Genomic DNA, 19,018 nt, shown 5'->3' with positions numbered 1-19,018 from the left:
AATTATCTGAACCCCCTATTGAACATCTTTGTTCTTCGATTTTTTCATTTCGTACATCTTTTCATCAACATCTTTGTAAATGTCTTCAATTCTGTTGTAGCCAGATATGTTAATAATGCCGTACGAAACAAAAATATTATGCTCCTTTAGGTTTTCTGTTATGCGTTTCATCACGCTTTCCGCGTTCTGAGCATCTGTTTCAGGTAGAACAATGACGAACTCATCTCCGCCGTAACGCGCAACGATATCCATTGATCGTATAGTTTTATTTATCGTTTCCACAAGCATTTTCAAAACATTGTCACCATATATGTGCCCATAAACATCGTTTATCCTCTTAAAGTCGTTGACATCTAAAAAAATCACCGACGTTGGATGTTGTGTACGTTTGGATTTGCTCAACTCCTTCTCTAAGAATTGATCTAAGAACAACCTACTGTAAGCACCGGTTAAGTAGTCTTTTATCGACACTTCAAACAATTTTCGCTTTTCAACTTCGAGCTCTTCTATTATATCCATAAAGCGCAGCGATAAAGAAACTACGCTTGCCATCTTGTCAAAAACGCTGAGTGTCAGATCAGAAAACTGGTTTTCCCCTTCTTTTTCAAAAAGAATCACACCACGCGAAAGTCCTCTGAATATAATGGGTACACCGTATATGGAATAAACATTTCCACGCAATTCTTTTAAGTAATAACCATCAGCTAACCGTTCTTCAGTTACACTGTTTCTTATATGAACTCTGATTCCTTTGTCTATAATATATCGAGAAAGCGTCTTTTCGGAAGGTTTCATCACTAATCCGCTTCTGTCATCATCGTCTTTATACTTGAAGTATGGATAATAAATCTCTCCACCGGGATTCAACAGTCCAATGCCAAAAACATCCGCAAGTCCGTATTTTATAAGCAGTTCTCTTATCTTCTCGCCTATGCGCTTTATGTCAACAACATCTTTTGAAATCTCTTCATCGAGGATTTCTGTAAGACTTTGGAGAATTGAACTTTCAATACTTGTAAACTCGTAGGTTACGTTCCTTGTTATAACCACTCTGAACTGCTTGCCGTCTACGTACTTTCGAACATATTTGATCTCAATGAATGATCTTTGAATTTCTTTCTTCCATACTCCGACATAATCTTTCGTTCCAGAATCGATTTGTTTTTTAACCTCTTTCAAGAAATCGTACAGGATCATATTTTTCTCAGGATGCTGTAACAAATCATCGATTTCCTCTCTGTTTCTTAGTTCAATACCAACCTTTGCTGCATCTTGAATTATTGGGCTGTTTATATAGATCAGTTCGTCATCCGCCCAGACTGCAAGGCCAAGATTTTCTGCACTAACAATTATTCCCATGCTTTGAAGCAAAGTGTTCAGAGCTTTGTTTTCATTTCTCAGACTATTGTATTTTATTACATATCGAACGATAAGGATTGCAAAAAAAATAAGAGCGCCCGATAGAAATAAAATAGTAAGAACGCTTTCTGACATCGAATCACTCCCCTGTAAAAGAAACACAAAAATATGCTAAAGCTCACACCTTAGCATATTTTATCACATAAATCCGTATACCAAATCTACTTAATTGCGTCGTAAACGTTTATAACGACATTCTTAATCTTCTAAAACAAGTTGTTTCTTGAACATCCTTGCATACAATCCTTCGTTTTCAAGCAGTTCGTAATGTGTTCCCTTTTCCAATATCCTGCCTTGGTCGAATACATATATAACATCTGCGTTCTGCAACACCTTTAATCTGTGGGTGATTATAATCATCGTAGTGCCTTTCATCTCGGTTCTCAATGTCCTGATGATTTCTTCTTCCGTTTCAGGGTCAACGGCGGATAGACAATCATCGAATATGTAGACATCCGCTTTTTTCATGAGAGCCCTTGCTATTGTTAACCTCTGCTTCTGTCCACCTGAGAGCATAACACCTCTCTGACCAACCACTGTATCGTATTTGTCTGGGAATTTTTCCACATCATCGTCAATTGCCGCAAGCTGGACATATTTTTTTACTTCTTCTAAATCGTATTTCTCCATTGCAAACGCGACATTCTGCGAAACTGAATTTGAGAACAAGAATGTCTCCTGCGGAACGTATGATATCAAGTCCCGTATATTTTGCGAATGTAGGTCGTTAATGTCAAGATCGTTGATGAAAATCTTCCCTCGTTCAACTGGATAAAGCTTACTGATGAGTTTTACAAGAGTAGACTTGCCGCTTCCAACTGTTCCAACGATACCTACAAATTGTCCCTTTTTAACTTCAAAATCTACTCCTTTAAGTACCTCTCTCTCAGTGCCTGGATATCTGAACCATAAGTCCTTAATAGATATAGATTCTATCCTTTCCACCTTTGCAGGATTTTGTGGCTCTACAACAACAGGTTTCGCTTCGTTCAGCTCTTTAAGTCTTTGGAGTGAAGCGCGTCCTTGCTGGATGACATTCATAACCATACCGTATGCCGTGAGTGGCCAGACTAACATACCTATGTAGCTGTTAAACGCTATGTAATCTCCAAGCGTAACGGTACCTCTTATAACCATGGGACCTCCAACTGCCAAAGCCAAGAAGAACGAAAGAGTTCCGATAAAATGCACAAGCGGCCACATAACGCCCCAAACCCTTATCAGAGACATCGTTGCATGGAAGTGTTCCTTTGCCTTCTTTTCAAACAACTCTTCTATCTTCGGTAAAATCGAAAAGCTCTTGATTATCCTTATTCCGTCCATCGTCTCTTCAGTATAACCACTTAGATCCATATAAACGTCCTGTGTTCGTCGTGACCTTTTAAATATCAATCTGCCAAATGTGAGTGAGACGAGAATTATGCCAGGAAGCGGTATAAGTGCAATTAGAGTCAGTTTCCAGTTCGTAGACCTCGCCATGAAGAATATGGTCATAGAGGTCATGAATACTGCATCTGTGAGTTGCACGACACCGATGCCAAGCATCCTTTCAACCGTGCTCACATCGTTTGTAAAGTACGCCATGATGTCTCCGGAACGGTGCTTGTCAAAAAAGTGCATGTCTAAACCTAAGACTTTATCGAAGAGCTGCTTCTTAGCTGAGTAGTCGAAAAACCTTGAACTTCCCATAATGAAGTACCGCCACCAAAATCTGCCAAAGAGCATTCCAAAAGCAAGACCGAGAATCGATAACACGAGAGTCTTTACTTCATTCAGCGTATTTACGTTATCTAACACCTGAATGGTATTGATTGCTTTCGAAATTACCCTCGGAACAAATAGTTGTAGCAGATCTATCACAATTAGTGAAATAATACCAAATATGTAAAAGTACCATCGCTTTTTCAGAAATTCCCTAAGCAATTTGAACACCTCCAGAGATTTTTTGTCATGATGGTTTGCATTGCGAACATTCTAAGGTTATTATACCACAGCATACAAAAAATGGAGCCCTTTTTTGGGCTCCATTTTGTCTATTCCCTTTATTGGAATTACATTGGGTAGTATCCTCTTTCTTTGACGGCGTTGGCAACTCTGCTGATTGCAACGATATATGCTGCCGTTCTCATGTCTGTGTTGTATTTTTCTTTTGTCTTGTAAACTTCTGCAAATGAGTTGACCATCATCTTTGTTAGTTTCTTTCTTATATCGTCTATATCCCAGAAGAATGTCTGCAAGTCTTGTACCCATTCGAAGTAAGAGACTGTAACACCACCAGCGTTTGCAAGGATGTCAGGAACGATAAGTACGCCTTTCTTTATAAGCACTTCTTCTGCCTCTGGTGTTGTTGGACCGTTTGCTCCTTCGACTATTATCTTTGCTCTAATCCTGTCAGCGTTCTTCTCTGTTATTGCGTTTTCAAGTGCCGCCGGAACAAGGATGTCAACGTCAAGTTCAAGAAGCTCTTCGTTCGTGATTGGTTTTGCTTTCGGATATCCCTTGATTATTCCCTTGTTTGCATCTCTGTAGGCGATAACGTCGTTAACATCGAGTCCGTTTTCGTTGTAAATTCCACCGCTGACATCGCTGACAGCGACTATCTTTGCGCCGAATTCTTCGCTGAGAATCTTCGCACTGTAAGAACCGACGTTACCGAATCCTTGAATTGCTACCGTTGCTTTGGAAATGTCTTTTCCGAGTGCTTTGCAAGCTTCGTTTGCTGTTATTGCAACGCCCCTACCTGTTGCTTCTGGCCTACCTTCTGAACCACCGAGGTCAAGTGGTTTACCTGTGACAACACCGAGTGCTGTGTAGCCAACGTTCATGCTGTATGTATCCATGTACCATGCCATTATCTTTGCGTTTGTGTTTACGTCTGGTGCTGGAATATCTTTTTGTGGACCAACCATCATCTGAATTTCTGAGAAGAACCTTCTGCTGAGCCTTTCGAGTTCTTTTTCGGAAAGTTTTGAGACGTCAACCTTTACTCCACCCTTACCTCCACCGTATGGAAGGTTCATAACAGCACATTTCCATGTCATCCAGAATGCAAGTGATGCAACTTCGTCGAGGTTTGTATCTTCGTGATACCTAATTCCACCTTTTGCTGGACCCCTTGCTGTATTGTGCTGTACCCTGTAACCTTCGAATATTTCTACTCTGCCATCGTCCATTACAACTGGGAAGTGGACTTCCAAAATTCTCTGTGGCCAAAGGAGGAAGTTACCTATGTTTGGATCGAGATCCATGATTTCTGCAGCTTTCAGGAACTGCTTCTGAGCGTTTTCATATATCGGTCCGAATGGTTTGAGGTTTCCCATAGTGCTGAGTTTCATCTCTTCACAACCTCCCTGATTTTTAGTGCTGGCTGGTTCACCAGCGATTGTCAAAACTATTATCATTCAACCAACGTAAGATATCAACCTGCGTTTTGTGAATAGTATCACTTTTAATCTTGAAAAATTACTGAAATCTCTCTTTTTCTTAAAGATGTTCATTTATGCATCTATATGTTTTGTCTGTTCACATCTTTAGAACAGCCCTGTTATCTCCCCGTTCTCATCGATATCTATGTTAACCGCCGCCGGCACTTTGGGAAGACCCGGCATGAGCATTATCTCTCCAGCCAACGCAACGACAAAACCTGCTCCCGCACTTATTTGGAAATCTCTAACTGTGAATTCATAACCCTTTGGAGCATTTATTTTCTTCGGATCATCAGAGATACTATTCTGGGTCTTAGCGATGATAACTGGATAATTGCCATATCCGTTCTTTTTGAGCATGCTGAGTTTCGTTTTTGCCGTATCTGTGTATATAACTTTTCCTGCCCTGTAAATTTGTTTTGCTATTATGTCTATCTTCTCTTCGATCGATAATTCCGCAGGCACTAATGGTCTGTAATTTGTCGGTATCTTCTCTACGGTTTCAACGACCGCTTGTGCTAACTCCACTGCACCTTCTGAACCTTTTGCGTAGGCTTCGTTTAAAACACACTTAACAGGGCTTTCTCTCAAGACGACTTCAATTTCAGCTGGTGTGTCAGTTTCAAATCTATTCAGTGCAACTACAATCGGTACGCCGTACTTTTGTAGATTCTCGACATGCACTTTGAGATTTTCCATACCTTTAATAACGGCTTCAACGTTTTCTTTCGACAGTTCATCCTTAGCTACGCCACCGTGGTATTTCAGGGCTCTGATAGAAGCTACAAGCACAACTGTATCGACTGTGAGATTTCCAGTCGGCGCTACGAAATCAAGGAATTTTTGCGCTCCAAGGTCAGCTGCAAACCCTGCTTCTGTTACAACGTAGTCTGCAAGTCCAAGCGCCATCTTCGTTGCTATCAGTGTATTCGTTCCGTGTGCGATGTTCGCAAACGGTCCACCGTGAACAAACGCGGGAGTGTTTTCTATCGTCTGCACAAGATTCGGATTTATCGCATCTTTCAGCAGTGCAGCAACCGCTCCTTGAATCCCAAGGTCTTTGATCCTAACAAGTCCTTTTTTCTCGCTTTGTGCAACAACTATCTCACCAACTCTCCTCTTTAAATCTGCAAGGTCAGAGGCTAAACAAAGCGTCGCCATGATTTCAGATGCCGCTGTTATCAAGAATCCATCTTCCCTCGGATACCCATTCGCACTTCCGCCGAGTGCGATGACTATCTGCCTGAGAGCTCTGTCGTTCATATCGATAGCTCTCTTCCAATATATCTTTCGGATATCTATCCCCAGCTCGTTTCCGTGGTTTATATGTGCATCGATAACGGCGGAAACGAGGTTGTGCGCTGTTGTTACCGCATGTATATCCCCTGTAAAGTGCAGGTTTATGTCCTCCATCGGCAATACTTGGGAATATCCACCACCTGCAGCTCCGCCCTTCACACCAAACACCGGTCCCAAAGACGGCTCTCTCAAAGTGACAATAGATTTTTTGCCAATTCTGTTGAGTGCCATCGACAAACCGATGCTTGTTGTTGTCTTTCCTTCGCCAGCCGGTGTTGGCGTTATGGCGGTAACTAATATTAACTTGCCTTTCTTCCCATTCAATTCCTTCAAATACCTGTGATCTACTTTTGCGATATGATTTCCGTAAAGTTTGAGTTTTTCTTCAGGAATTCGTAGCTTCTTAGCGATTTCCCTGATATCAACTAACCTTGCACCCTTTGCTATTTCAATATCTGACAACATACTATCACCTCCATACTTAGTTTAACATAATTTGTGAAGGTTTGAAACTCACAAAAGGTTTTATTTAATGATTCTATTTCATCGTATACACTTATTTTTTTCACAACCATGCGTTTCTCTTTATTTTTGTCAAAATATGTGATAAAATATATGGAAAATAGCGAAGATATTTCATTGGAGGTGCCTTGCTTAGTGAACGGAAGGATAGAGACTCGCGAAGAGATTATAGAAGACATTAAGTACGTTGCAAGAGTTTTTGGACGGGATTTTGTAATTGCCTTCTCAGGTGGAATGGACAGCACGGCAGCCGCACTGCTCTGTGCTGAAGTTGTTGGAAAAGATCACGTCGAGCTCGCACATGTCGTTTACGGACCTTACACGTACAATAACAGTCTGAAAATCGTGAGCGAATTCGCTGAAATGTATGGTTTTAAGCTTACCCTACTGAAAAATTTGGATCAGGAAAAGATATGGAAATATGGACCATCTTGCAATATGTGCACAAAGAAAGTCAAGATGGGAACTGTGCTTGAATACGCCAAAGGGCGCATAGTGGTTACAGGCTCAAATTCTTCAGACACTTGGGGTCAAACTGGACTTAGGGTCTTCAATGGAATGTACGCCCCACTTGGTGACGTTGGAAAGGACGAAATCCGGAAGATACTCGAAAGCTACGGAGTTAAGATAAGAAGAATAGGTGAACACGCTACAAGGGAAGGATGCAAACTAAAGCACCTACTCAAACCGATGACCAACCCTTCATTCCACGGACAAGCTACTGCGATAGCCAATGAAATGGTTCTCGAGTATTTTCCATATGGAAATGAAATTGCGAATGTGAAGATTGTAGGTCCTCTTTCAAAGAACATAGCTATAATCAATGTCAAGCCTTTCAGAGACGAGGTTTACGATTTAGCCAAGAAACTCCAAGAAGTTGATGTTATCAGCGAAGTGATTGTTGCTGACAAACCATTGATATTGACTATCGTCGCTAATCCGTCGATATATCGCGTCGAGGAGTCGAGATTTTGGATAGTCGAGGGAAAACTAAAGCCTGAATTTGCGGTACCTATCAAGGTTGAATGGCACGAGTCTAAAAACAACAAATTGAGAACTTTTCACGTCGTGGAGGTGCGTGAATGGACGACTTACGAGACAGAGAAAGAAGAATACTGGGCGAACTACAACAGAAACTTGGATATAATTTCAAAGATCAAGTGCTCTTGTTCAATGCCCTCTGCCACTCGAGTTACGCTTACGAAGTGAATCAGCTTGGAAGGGACATCAAAAACAACGAAAGGCTTGAATTCCTTGGGGACGCAGTCGTAGAACTCGTGGTGTGTGATATACTGTTCCAAAAATATCCAGAAGCTTCGGAAGGAGAGATGGCAAAGGTCAAAGGTGCCGTTGCCAGCGAAGAAGTGCTTACCGAAATTGCCAGCAGGTACGAGTTGGGTAAGTACATCTTCCTTGGCAAAGGCGAGGAGAAAACGGGAGGTAGAACAAGAAGCAGTATCATTGCAGATACGTTCGAAGCTGTTTGCGCTGCAATCTACCTTGACGGTGGTCTTGACGCTGTCAAAAAAGTCTTTTTGAAAGATTTTGAGGGATTTATTGAGATCTTCCTTTCTGGGCAACGTATATTCGACTATAAAACCGCCTTGCAGGAAATTACGCAAGAGCGGTACAGAGAATTGCCAGAATACCGCACGGTTAAGGTTGATGACAATGGAAAGTTCATAGTTGAACTCTACTTACAAGGCAAAAAAGTGGCAACAGGTACCGGCTCTTCAAAAAAGGATGCGGAAAAGGATGCGGCAAGAAAAGCGTATGATTATCTAACAACAAACTCTGAATAGATTTCTTCAGCTTGGAATTTGGGGGGATCAATATCGACGTAGAATTATTCCTCCGAACTTACGAAGATTATCTAAAACACGTGAGAAGAGGTTCAGAAAACACAGTAAAGGCATATATGAAAGATATCAGGCGGTTTTTGGAATACGTTGGAAAACCGCCACGTGATATAGAGAGAGCAGATGTGGAAAAGTTCATAAAGGCTCTGTCGAAAGGTGAGATAACAGGTAGTGCCGTAACTGAGACCACTGTGTCGAGATACATTTCTTCACTTAAAGGGCTTTTTGATTACCTCGAATTGATAGGTTCTATCGACGAAAATCCTATGGAGCGCGTGCGACACCCACGACTCAGAAAGAAGATACCAAGTTTTCTAACGCTGGAAGAAGTGAGAAATCTTTTGAACGTGTACGACGAAAAGAAGAAACTAAAGTACAAGACTATACTTTCGATGCTTTATTTCTGTGGACTCCGAGTAAGTGAGCTCTGTAATCTAAGAACCGAAGATGTTTCTTTCTACCCTGCGTATGTTAAGGTCGTGATGGGAAAGGGAAATAAAGATAGGTTGGTTCCAATAAGCGAAAATATCGTTCCGCTTTTAGAAAAATACGTTGAAAGGTACAAGCCAAGAATTTATTTTTTCGAAAACAATGGAAGACAAGTGCATCCTTCGACTGTTTTCAGAATAGTCAAGAGAGCTGCACAAAAAGCTGGCATAACAAAACAGATACACCCACACACTTTGAGACATACTTTCGCAACACACCTTGTGATGAACAACGTTAACGTCAAAATCGTGCAAGAATTATTGGGGCACACAAATCTTAGCACAACAAGCATCTATTTGCACGTTGCGGATAAGGAGAAGTTCGATGCAGTCAAGAAACTTGTCATTTAGAACTTTGAGCTCTAAAGAAGCTCGCTAAAGCGAGGTAAGAATGTGCGAAGGGATGAAGATAAGAGTTTGTTAATTCATAGGCAGGTTTCAAATGGTGATGATACTCACAATAAGGAAAATTTCATAAATGAATTGGAAAGATTGCTCGGTTCTAATTTTTTTCCTGAAGAACGAGAGAAGATATCTCGTGCTTTCGATTTGGCAATGGTTGCATACGACGGGCTTTACAGAAAATCAGGCGAACCGTTTATTACTCATCCGATGGAAGTTGCGAAAATTGTAGCATCGCTCAAATTGGACGCGGATAGCATAATCGCTGCTCTGTTGCACGATGCGATCGAAGATAGCGAAGGAAGAGTTACGTACGAAATGGTAGAAAAGCAGTTTGGAAACGAGATAGCACTAATTGTCGATGGAGTAACGAAAGTCAGTAGGATCAACGCGCCTGTTGGAAATGTCGAACAGAAGAAAAAGCTTGAGACTATTCAAAAGATGCTTTTTGCAATGGCTGAAGACGTTCGGGTAATATTCGTAAAACTCGCAGACAGGCTACACAACATGCGTACCATTGAATTTGTAGAAGACTCGGAAAAGAAACGTTACAAGGCTCTGGAAACGTTGGAAGTATATGCCCCAATTGCCCATAAGCTCGGCATAAACATCATAAAATCCGAACTTGAAGACCTATGCTTCAAGGTATTGCACTACGATGAATACCAGAAGATAAAACAACTCGTCGCGCAAAAAAGGACAGAGCGAGAAGAGAGGTTAAAAACTTACGTACAGCAATTAACATCTGCGTTCCAAGAACACAATATCGATGCCAAAGTAGAAGGTAGATACAAGCATTACTACAGCATATGGAAAAAGATGATCCAGAAAGGCAAGGATTTTAACGAGCTGTACGATTTAATAGGCTTGAGGTCTATTGTGCCAGATGTTACGACATGTTACACTGCGGTAGGTATTGTCCACAACCTCTGGGTACCACTTCCCGGACGTTTTAAGGACTACATAGCTGCGCCAAAATCGAACGGGTACAGGTCAATCCATACGACTGTTATTACGCAGTTCGGTGAACCGATTGAGATACAAATCAGAGACAAAAATATGCACGAAGAGGCGGAATATGGTCTCATAGCTCACTGGGCATACAAGAGCGGTGAAGGTGTTGTAGATATAAAGCAGAAATGGTTGTTGAGGCTTACAGAATGGCGAAAGGAACTTTCACAAGGTTACACAAGTGTCGATGATTTAAAGAAAGAACTCCAAATGTCAGAGGTTTTTGTCCTAACGCCGAAAGGGGAGATCATCCACCTTCCGTACGGCGCAACTCCCATTGACTTTGCTTATGCGGTTCATACAGAAGTGGGACACCACTACGCTGGTGCAAAGGTAAATGGCAAAATCGTGCCTATCGATTATCAGTTAAACAATGGGGATGTTGTGGAGATAATAGTAAACAAATCGTCTCCGGGTCCAAGCCTCGACTGGCTGAAATATGCAAAAAGCCCAAGAACAAAAGCTAAGATAAAGAGATTTTTCAAAGAAAAGGAAAGAGAACAGCTCATCGAACGCGGTAAGGATGTGCTCAGAAGGGTTGCAAAAAGACTAAATATCGCTATCGAAGAGCTTTTGGAAAGACCGGAGATTAAAAAATATCTCTCGGCGCACCAGATCGATGAAGAGGAATTCATCACAAGGCTCGGTGATAAGACCTTAACGCAAGATGAATTGTTAACACTACTCGGATATAGAGAACCTCAGAAAAAGAAAGAAGTTAAGCACAAGAAGAAATCACCTGCTTCATTGGTCATCGTCGATGGACTTGACGGTCTCGAGACGCTCTTTGCAAAGTGTTGCAATCCGATACCAGGTGATAGAATCGTCGGAGTAACAAGCAAGAGAGGTTTGGTCATACATCGTTCTAATTGTCAAAATGTTTTGTCTCTTGGTTCTGACAGGAAATTTCCTGCCGTTTGGAGATCAGATGTCACCGCACAATTTGGAGTGTTGATGAAACTCGAACTTGATAAGAAAGAGAGAGTGCCGGAAATACTTTCAAAGACAATGGAGAAGAAGATAGAAATAAAGAACTTTAAATTCGAAAATATCCAGGAAGATTTTGTTATTGTTTCGCTCAGTGTAACAGTTTCTTCTTTGGAAGAATTGGAAGAAATTATGACTTACTTCAAATCATTCCCAGGTGTTAGAAAGGTGGTACGCGGCTGAGATGAGGGCAGTTGTGCAACGAGTTACAAAAGCAAGCGTCAGCGTCGATAGTCAGATAGTCGGCAAAATATCAAGCGGAATCGTCGTTCTGCTCGGTGTTGGGAAGGACGATACGTTAGAGGATGCAGAATATCTTGCCGAAAAGATTGTTAACCTGAGAATATTCGACGACGGAGAGGGCAAGATGAACTTGTCTTTGCTCGATGTCAAAGGTGAGGCGCTGATTATCTCTCAGTTCACGCTCTACGGAGATTGCAGAAGGGGAAGGAGGCCTTCGTATTCCGATAGCGCTTCTCCGGATATTGCCAATGAATTGTACAAGAAATTCGTAGAATTGGTGAGAAATTACAACATTCGTGTTGAAACCGGGATATTCGCTGCACACATGCTCGTGGAGATACACAACGACGGACCTGTGACTCTGCTTCTTGATTCAAAAAAGGTATTCTAAGGTATTTTGAGAGCTGGTTGTAAATGGAAAAAGATAGGTACGTTTTGAAAAACGATACTCCAAGTTGCCACTTGTTGCATGTTTGCTGTGCTCCCGATTTGGTTATCTCATACCTTGCCGGGGCGCGCGGAGATGTTTTTTTCTACAATCCAAACATACACCCAAGGTCTGAATACGAAAAAAGGTACAAGGAAGTTCTGAAGGCTGCGGAATTTTTCGAAATGAATGTTGTAGAAGTTCCATACGACCCTGAGACGTTTTTTGAAAAAACAAAAGGATTAGAAAACGAGCCGGAAGGCAGAAAGCGTTGTGAAATCTGCATAAAGATGCGACTTGAAAAAACTTTAGAATTTGCAAACGAGAACGGATACAGGTCCTTTTCAACAACGCTCACAGCTTCACCCAAAAAGTCAGTAGAGATGATCAATAATCTTGGTTTTAATATATCGAAAAGTAATTCTGTTCAGTATATCCCAAATGTTTACAGAAAGAGCCCGCTGTACAATTCAGCACAGAAACTTATAAAACAGCTCGGCATATACAGGCAGAACTATTGTGGTTGCGTGTTTTCTTTGAAAAATCAGGAAAGCAAGAAGGGTGTGGAATTTAAATGAGGCTGTATTACTCAATCGAAGAAATGGAAAGTGAAAAGAAATTGTACGGAACAATCGCCTTATCAACAAAAGTTAAGGTCGATTTTACGCTCCAGAGCCAGAAGTACACGCTTATTCCATATACAGTAGGCGACGTAACGGTTTTGGTCGAAATATCGGATGAAAAAGAAGTTTTTGACCTGCTTCTCAAAGAATATGTCAAGGATTCACTGCTCAATACATTTATTTACTCGGATGAAATAAAAGAAATATCTAAGCATTTTAAGACAGAATTAAAAAATTTTAAGATTTTAGTGGTAAAATATAGCTCGGTTGAAGAGAAGGAATTTTCCAGATACTCGCTTTCTAACATTACATTCGGCGTTGTTGCGTATAATGGCTTAGATATACATCTAATACCGAGCAATGTGAAGGTAAGAGAAAAGGAAGGCTATTGTGTATCGGATGTTGTAGTAACTTCTGAAGAAGGTATAAGGCAGGCTTTGTTACTCGCTAAATGGTTTGGGAAAGGTGCTTACACAGATTTGCCGAAACTTGCGCACGAGAGCGGAAAATACGATGATATGATAAAATGGAAAGATTTCATTAAGTATATATTAGTTTCGAATTTCGATAATGAGTACTTTGGTGGTATAATAAAAAAGCTAAACGAATTTCGAAAAGAGACATATTTCAACCCTTTGAATAGAATAGAAATGGTTGCGCTTGGCATAATTCTAACAAAATTAGGGGGAGGATACATTGAATCAGACAGTTACGATATCATTTAGTGGATTAACTGAGAATATTAAATTGGCAAGAGTTGTAATACACACATTTTTATCGTTCCGAAATGTCTTTGATAAAGATATATTTGATACCGAGCTGGCAATAAACGAAGCTATTGCGAATATCATACAACATACTTATAATGGCGACCCAAAGTACATAATAATGACGTTAAACTGGATAGAACCCAATACTCTCGAAGTTATTTTGCGAGATTTCGGTCCTAAAGTTGATCCTTCAAAAATCAGATCGCGCGATTTGAACGACATACGTCCCGGCGGATTGGGTGTTTATATAATTCAGAGAATTTTTGAGGTTATGGAATTCAGAAATGTTAAGGAAGGCAATTTGCTTTATCTGAAACGTTCATTTTTGATTCCACCAAAGAAGGAAGAGCATACCTAAGGAGGAAATAGTGTGAGCTGGTTTTTAGGTCTTATTAAAAATCCATCGTTTATGTCCGCCTTTTTCGGTTTCTTCTCCGCTCAGGTTGTAAAGGTATTTATATACAAAGATATCCGAGTGTTTGGAAGATACGGTGGAATGCCGAGTGCTCACGTCGCAACAACGTCAGCGCTCGCTTGGGCGGTCGGATATCAAACAGGATTCAACTCACCGATGACAGCGATAGCTGCCATTTTTTTAGCTATTACAACCGCTGATGCTGTAGGACTGAGAAGAAACGTTGATCCAAATAAGGGACACACATTGATGGAAGTCATCTATGGTTTTTTACTTGGTTGGGTGGTCGCAATTTTAACAACTAAACTGTACAAAGTTTAAGTGTGGAAAGCGTAAAAATTTGACTAAATGCGGAGGTGTGGTTTTGTCAAAGAGTTCTGTCAGAAAGCCTGTTCTAGTAGCAGTCGTACTATTCGTTCTATTTGGAGCTTCGATACTTTTTGCGCAATTAGTCGAAATCCAGACCCCAGACTGGTTCAAGGAACAAGTTCAGAAAAGAAGAAAAAACGTTGGTCAACAGACCACCCAGGAATTTGTTGACGACCTTTGGAGAGTGATTTACACAGTAAGCACAAAATACGAGCTTCCACCAACATATATCGCAGCAGTCATCGCGGTTGAGAGCAACTTCACAAATGCAAAAGGTGCTGGCGGAGTGCTTGGAATGATGCAGATTCTTCCTTCGACAGCTCAGAGTATAGCAAAACTATTAAAACTCGATGTACCGAAAAATGGCTGGAACGAATTGCTCACAAATTATGAATTAAATATAACTTATGGAACAGCATACCTTTCATACCTTTTCAAAAAGCACGGTTCACTGCAAAAAGCGTTGGAGTACTACAACAATGGCAAAAATAAAGTCACATACGCACAGACAATAATGAAACAGTACAGCTTCTACGATTCACTCCATACAAGTGAGATGAAACAGAAAGCAGAACAAAATCTGGCAAGTGTTGTTCAAAAAAACGTTGAGCAATCAGCAACATCGACAACACTTGAAGCAACAAGTTTAGAAATAACAGAGAAAGGTTCTTCAACAATTACCTCAACAAATCCGGACACAAGTACTGTCAACGATATTCCTGTTATTGTTCCACCATCGATACCGCCGTTGTTTGGAACGAAATGATTCTCAAATCGAGGTGCAAATTATGGAAAACAAAGCAATAATGAAGATCAATAAAATAAATTTCGAATACCCAACTTTCGAACTTAAAGATATCTCTTTCGACGTGCCGAAAGGTTCATTCTTTGGTATTATAGGTCCTAACGGTTCTGGCAAAACCACGCTTCTATCACTAATAATGAAGTTTCTTAAGCCAAAATCAGGGAAGATACTTGTAAATGGACTGGACATTTCTAAGTTATCTCACAGAAAAGTTGCACAATTGATAGCTTACATTGCACAAGATTTCAACCCAGCTTACGATTTCACGGTTGAGGAAATCGTCGAAATGGGAGGTATTGCCCACGGTTCGTTTTTCGAATCCGCTGTGGATGAAGAAAAACTTACAAGTGCACTGAGTACCGTTGATTTGCTTGACTACAGAAAACGCATATTCTCCACACTGAGCGGTGGACAGCAAAGGCGAGTATTAATTGCCCGTGCTATATACCAAGATACTCCCATCATCTTAGCCGATGAGCTTGTTAATCATCTCGACATAGGTCAGTCTGTTCGGGTTCTTGATTACCTCAAAAAGCTAACCGAAAACGGTAAAACTGTCGTCGGCACGTTTCACGACATTCCTTTAGCCGTGAAGTACTGTGATTACATAGTCGTTATGAAAGATGGGAAAATAGTGAGTATGGGTAGACCAGCTGAAGTGATAACCGAAAAACTGCTGAGCGAGGTTTACAATATATCACTTAAGGTCATATCAAACCCTGTCCCTAATGTGAATTATCCATTGATAATTATTTGAAAAATTATCTCGTTCACATGTCACAAAAGTCACTTTTTGTTAACGTTGACTTTCTGCACTGCGTTGTGATAAGATAAGGTTGTAGTAGGTCGAAGACCTTTAAACTCGTCCAGAGAGGCGAGAAAGGAGGAGAAAAGATGGAAAAAGATGCTATTTTTGTTGATTCACAGCCTATTTCTTCCGTTTCCTCAGACTCTGTAGCCGTTTCATCATTACCCACCTCAAAGAAATTCGTTCTCAGCTTACAACATTTCGTAGCGATGTTCGGTGCCACGGTTTTAGTTCCACTCTTAACTGGATTAGACCCTCTTGTAGCACTCTTCACAGCAGGTTTAGGAACTCTTCTTTTCCACTCCATCACAGGCGGTATCGTCCCTGTCTTCTTAGGTTCAAGTTTCGCATTTATCGCACCTATAATTCTCGTTAAGGAAAAGTACGGAGACATTAGGTACTCACTCGGTGGAATTGTCGTAGCTGGGACGGTTTATCTGATATTCTCTCTGATCGTAAAACTTGTTGGGACGAACGTGATTAAGAAACTCTTCCCGCCGGTAGTAACAGGTCCGATGATAATGGTAATCGGCCTCGGTCTAAGCCCAGTAGCAGTCAATATGGCTTCTTCAAATTGGTCCATCGCCTTCGTCGTAATCCTAACAGTCATAGCATCTGCTACGATTTTCAAAGGTTTCTTCTCACTAATTCCTGTTCTGATGGGTGTTCTCGTAGGTTACATCACCTCAGCACTCTCTGGTATAGTTGATTACACACCTATAACATCCTCTGCCTGGTTCTCAGTTCCCAACTTCATTTTCCCAAAGTTTGATATAGGCGCAATAAGCTTGATAGCACCCGTTGCTTTCGTAACCGTTATGGAGCACATAGGCGATATCACAACAAACGGCGCAGTCGTTGGCAAGAACTTCTTCGAAAAGCCTGGAATCCACAGAACGCTCCTCGGCGACGGACTTGCAACCATGATGGCTGCATTCCTCGGTGGGCCCGCTAACACAACATACAGTGAAAATACGGGTGTTTTAGCAATAACAAAAGTGTATGATCCTTCAATACTGCGCGGTGCTGCTCTTCTTGCAATGCTCGTTGCGTTCTTCTCTAAATTCGGTGCAGTTCTTCAAACGATTCCAACAGCAGTCATAGGTGGCGTGAGCCTCATACTCTTCGGTATGATCGCATCAATTGGTGTGAGAACGCTTGTTGAAGCAAAAGTCGATTTCGCCAAGTCAAGAAACCTCATAATAGCCGCACTCATACTTACTTTGGGGATAGGAGGAGCAAGCGTTAAAATTGGAAACGTCGAGCTCAAAGGTATGGCATTGGCTGCTATAGTTGGAATAATCGCAAATCTGCTCATACCTGAAAAATTGGAAAAATAATAGAATATAGAATAATGTAGAGATAACCGCATAGAGCCGTGGGGGATTTTTATTCAGAAGAATAAAGAAAAATTTGGTTACTCGAGGGGTTAGGTATGATGAAGACTCTTGGAATTATAGGTGGCGGACAACTCGGAAAGATGTTGGCATTAAAAGCTAAGCAAATGGATCTAAGGGTCGTTGCCCTCGACAAAGACCCAAGCTGTCCAATAGCTCCGGTGTGTGATGAATTAATTGTGGGGGACTTGTACGATTCTGAAAAACTTCTCGAACTTGCGAAAAAGTCTGATGTTGTGACATACGAAATTGAGCATACAAGCACGGATACCCTGAAAAATATCAAATTAGCCGGATTTAATATAAAACCCTCACCTGAGTTATTAGCACTTATAAACGATAAATACGCACAGAAAACGCACCTTGTTAACAACGGCATACCGACATCGAGGATATTAGGAACAGACGAGGAAATTAGGAAAGACGAGATAGAGAAGTATCTTCCTGTGGTACAAAAATCGAGAAGTGGGGGATACGACGGTAGAGGGGTCGCTGTTTTAAGAGATGTTGGTGACAAGAGAAATATTCTGAGCTCTCCTTCTTACTTTGAAGAATACGTGGAAATCGAAAAGGAACTCTCTGTCTTGCTGGTACGCTCCGAATCTGGTGAGATTGCAATTTATCCAGTTGTGGAAATGGTCTTCAATAAATCATCCAACATATTGGACATGCTTATATCACCAGCAAGGATTTCGGATGAAACAGCACAAAAAGCTAAAGAAATTGCATTAAGGACTTTGGAATCTCTTATACCTTTCGGAGCCGTGGGGGTTTTCGCAATTGAGATGTTTTTAACAAAAAACGGCGAGATTTTGGTAAACGAAATAGCTCCCAGGGTTCACAACTCAGGACACCACACCATAGAATCGTGCTACACAAGTCAATTCGAACAACATATCCGCGCTATTTTAAATCTACCTCTCGGACTAACCACACAACATTCTCCCGCTGTCATGATAAACCTGCTCGGCGAACCTGGCTACAAAGGTACTCCAAAAATCATAGGGGGCGAAGAAGTATTCAAAACACCCGGCGCTTATCTGCATTTGTACGGTAAGAGATTAACTGCACCATTCAGAAAGATGGGGCATATAACCATTGTTGATAAAGATATCGATTCGGCAATAGAGAAGGCGAAGTTTTTAAAAGACAGGGTTAAGATCATTTCGGAATCTTGAATACTGTTCTTCTTTTGTGGGGGTGTGCGCATGGAAAAGCCTATTGTTGGCATAATAATGGGAAGTGATTCTGACTTGAAGATAATGAAAGATGCCGCAGAAGTGCTTGAAGAATTCGGTGTACCATATGAGCTGACTATCGTCTCTGCTCACAGAACGCCTGAGAGGATGTTCGAATACGCCCATACAGCCCATGAGCGCGGTATAGAAGTTATAATCGCTGGTGCTGGCGGAGCGGCACACCTTCCCGGTATGACCGCTTCTATTACTCCCTTACCTGTAATAGGCGTTCCTATAAAATCATCATGCCTCGAAGGTCTCGATTCGTTACTTTCAATAGTTCAAATGCCAAAAGGCGTGCCTGTTGCAACGGTCGCAATAAACAACGCAAAAAATGCTGGTTTACTCGCTGTCTCAATACTCTCTGTGAAATATCCAGAACTTAGAGAAAAGCTCATCAAATATAAAGAAGATATGCGACGTGACGTTATCAAGAAGGCACAAGATTTGGAAGATATGGGTTATGCCGAATATCTAAAAAGTAAAGAAAGTAAAGAATGAAAAGGGAGTG

General features: G+C 41.2%; 18 protein-coding genes. 14 read left to right on the top strand and 4 right to left on the bottom strand.

What is annotated here, in order from left to right; translation table 11 throughout:
- Nucleotides 1-15 precede the first annotated feature (15 nt).
- From IB67_RS07635 to IB67_RS07620, 4 genes are all read right to left on the bottom strand, one after another.
- Nucleotides 16-1,494: a sensor domain-containing diguanylate cyclase gene (locus IB67_RS07635; RefSeq protein WP_339745408.1), complete on the bottom strand. Its 1,479-nt coding sequence runs from the start codon at nucleotides 1,492-1,494 to the stop codon at nucleotides 16-18.
- A gap of 123 nt (nucleotides 1,495-1,617) precedes the next feature.
- Nucleotides 1,618-3,342 (bottom strand): ABC transporter ATP-binding protein, encoded by a 1,725-nt coding sequence (locus tag IB67_RS07630; protein WP_339745411.1) that lies wholly within the window; start codon nucleotides 3,340-3,342, stop codon nucleotides 1,618-1,620.
- 128 nt (nucleotides 3,343-3,470) lie between these two features.
- Nucleotides 3,471-4,754 carry a Glu/Leu/Phe/Val family dehydrogenase gene (locus tag IB67_RS07625; protein WP_339745414.1) on the bottom strand — a complete coding sequence of 428 codons (1,284 nt, stop codon included), beginning with the start codon at nucleotides 4,752-4,754 and terminating at the stop codon, nucleotides 3,471-3,473.
- Nucleotides 4,755-4,949: 195 nt separating this feature from the next.
- Nucleotides 4,950-6,608: a formate--tetrahydrofolate ligase gene (locus tag IB67_RS07620; RefSeq protein ID WP_339745417.1), complete on the bottom strand. Its 1,659-nt coding sequence runs from the start codon at nucleotides 6,606-6,608 to the stop codon at nucleotides 4,950-4,952.
- 192 nt (nucleotides 6,609-6,800) lie between these two features.
- On the opposite strand from IB67_RS07620, the gene IB67_RS07615 reads away from it, so the two are divergent.
- The 14 genes from IB67_RS07615 to purE all read left to right on the top strand — a co-directional run bounded on the left by IB67_RS07615 (nucleotide 6,801) and on the right by purE (nucleotide 19,008).
- Entirely contained in the window at nucleotides 6,801-7,874 is a 1,074-nt protein-coding gene (locus IB67_RS07615) for an adenine nucleotide alpha hydrolase family protein (RefSeq protein WP_339745419.1), read from the top strand.
- Nucleotides 7,826-8,467: a ribonuclease III gene (gene rnc, locus IB67_RS07610; RefSeq protein ID WP_339745691.1), complete on the top strand. Its 642-nt coding sequence runs from the start codon at nucleotides 7,826-7,828 to the stop codon at nucleotides 8,465-8,467. Before IB67_RS07615 ends, rnc begins: the two co-directional genes overlap by 49 nt.
- An 11-nt stretch (nucleotides 8,468-8,478) precedes the next feature.
- On the top strand, nucleotides 8,479-9,363 hold the full coding sequence (xerA, locus tag IB67_RS07605) for a site-specific tyrosine recombinase/integron integrase (RefSeq protein WP_339745422.1): 885 nt from the start codon (nucleotides 8,479-8,481) through the stop codon (nucleotides 9,361-9,363).
- A gap of 66 nt (nucleotides 9,364-9,429) precedes the next feature.
- Nucleotides 9,430-11,595, top strand: coding sequence for a RelA/SpoT family protein (locus tag IB67_RS07600; protein WP_434223576.1), 2,166 nt, complete (start codon nucleotides 9,430-9,432; stop codon nucleotides 11,593-11,595).
- Nucleotide 11,596: 1 nt separating this feature from the next.
- Entirely contained in the window at nucleotides 11,597-12,046 is a 450-nt protein-coding gene (gene dtd, locus IB67_RS07595; protein WP_339745425.1) for a D-aminoacyl-tRNA deacylase, read from the top strand.
- 23 nt (nucleotides 12,047-12,069) lie between these two features.
- Nucleotides 12,070-12,660 (top strand): epoxyqueuosine reductase QueH, encoded by a 591-nt coding sequence (locus tag IB67_RS07590; protein ID WP_339745428.1) that lies wholly within the window; start codon nucleotides 12,070-12,072, stop codon nucleotides 12,658-12,660.
- On the top strand, nucleotides 12,657-13,430 hold the full coding sequence (locus IB67_RS07585; RefSeq protein ID WP_498875214.1) for a DUF4940 domain-containing protein: 774 nt from the start codon (nucleotides 12,657-12,659) through the stop codon (nucleotides 13,428-13,430). Before IB67_RS07590 ends, IB67_RS07585 begins: the two co-directional genes overlap by 4 nt.
- Complete coding sequence (locus tag IB67_RS07580; RefSeq protein WP_339745434.1) at nucleotides 13,402-13,833, top strand: ATP-binding protein; 432 nt, start codon at nucleotides 13,402-13,404, stop codon at nucleotides 13,831-13,833. Before IB67_RS07585 ends, IB67_RS07580 begins: the two co-directional genes overlap by 29 nt.
- A 12-nt stretch (nucleotides 13,834-13,845) precedes the next feature.
- Entirely contained in the window at nucleotides 13,846-14,211 is a 366-nt protein-coding gene (locus IB67_RS07575) for a divergent PAP2 family protein (RefSeq protein WP_339745437.1), read from the top strand.
- 43 nt (nucleotides 14,212-14,254) lie between these two features.
- Complete coding sequence (locus tag IB67_RS07570) at nucleotides 14,255-15,025, top strand: transglycosylase SLT domain-containing protein (RefSeq protein WP_339745441.1); 771 nt, start codon at nucleotides 14,255-14,257, stop codon at nucleotides 15,023-15,025.
- A gap of 22 nt (nucleotides 15,026-15,047) precedes the next feature.
- Nucleotides 15,048-15,821, top strand: coding sequence for an ABC transporter ATP-binding protein (locus IB67_RS07565; protein WP_498875213.1), 774 nt, complete (start codon nucleotides 15,048-15,050; stop codon nucleotides 15,819-15,821).
- Nucleotides 15,822-15,958: 137 nt separating this feature from the next.
- Nucleotides 15,959-17,212: a uracil-xanthine permease family protein gene (locus IB67_RS07560; protein ID WP_498875212.1), complete on the top strand. Its 1,254-nt coding sequence runs from the start codon at nucleotides 15,959-15,961 to the stop codon at nucleotides 17,210-17,212.
- Nucleotides 17,213-17,307: 95 nt separating this feature from the next.
- Nucleotides 17,308-18,447, top strand: coding sequence for a 5-(carboxyamino)imidazole ribonucleotide synthase (locus IB67_RS07555; RefSeq protein WP_498875211.1), 1,140 nt, complete (start codon nucleotides 17,308-17,310; stop codon nucleotides 18,445-18,447).
- Nucleotides 18,448-18,477: 30 nt separating this feature from the next.
- Nucleotides 18,478-19,008: a 5-(carboxyamino)imidazole ribonucleotide mutase gene (gene purE, locus IB67_RS07550; RefSeq protein WP_339745453.1), complete on the top strand. Its 531-nt coding sequence runs from the start codon at nucleotides 18,478-18,480 to the stop codon at nucleotides 19,006-19,008.
- The last annotated feature ends 10 nt before the right edge of the window (nucleotides 19,009-19,018 follow it).

Origin of the sequence: Fervidobacterium riparium (genome assembly GCF_025370035.1) — a bacterium.
GTDB classification, from domain to species: Bacteria; Thermotogota; Thermotogae; order Thermotogales; family Fervidobacteriaceae; genus Fervidobacterium; species Fervidobacterium gondwanense.
This window is presented reverse-complemented; position numbering and strand designations above follow the sequence as displayed.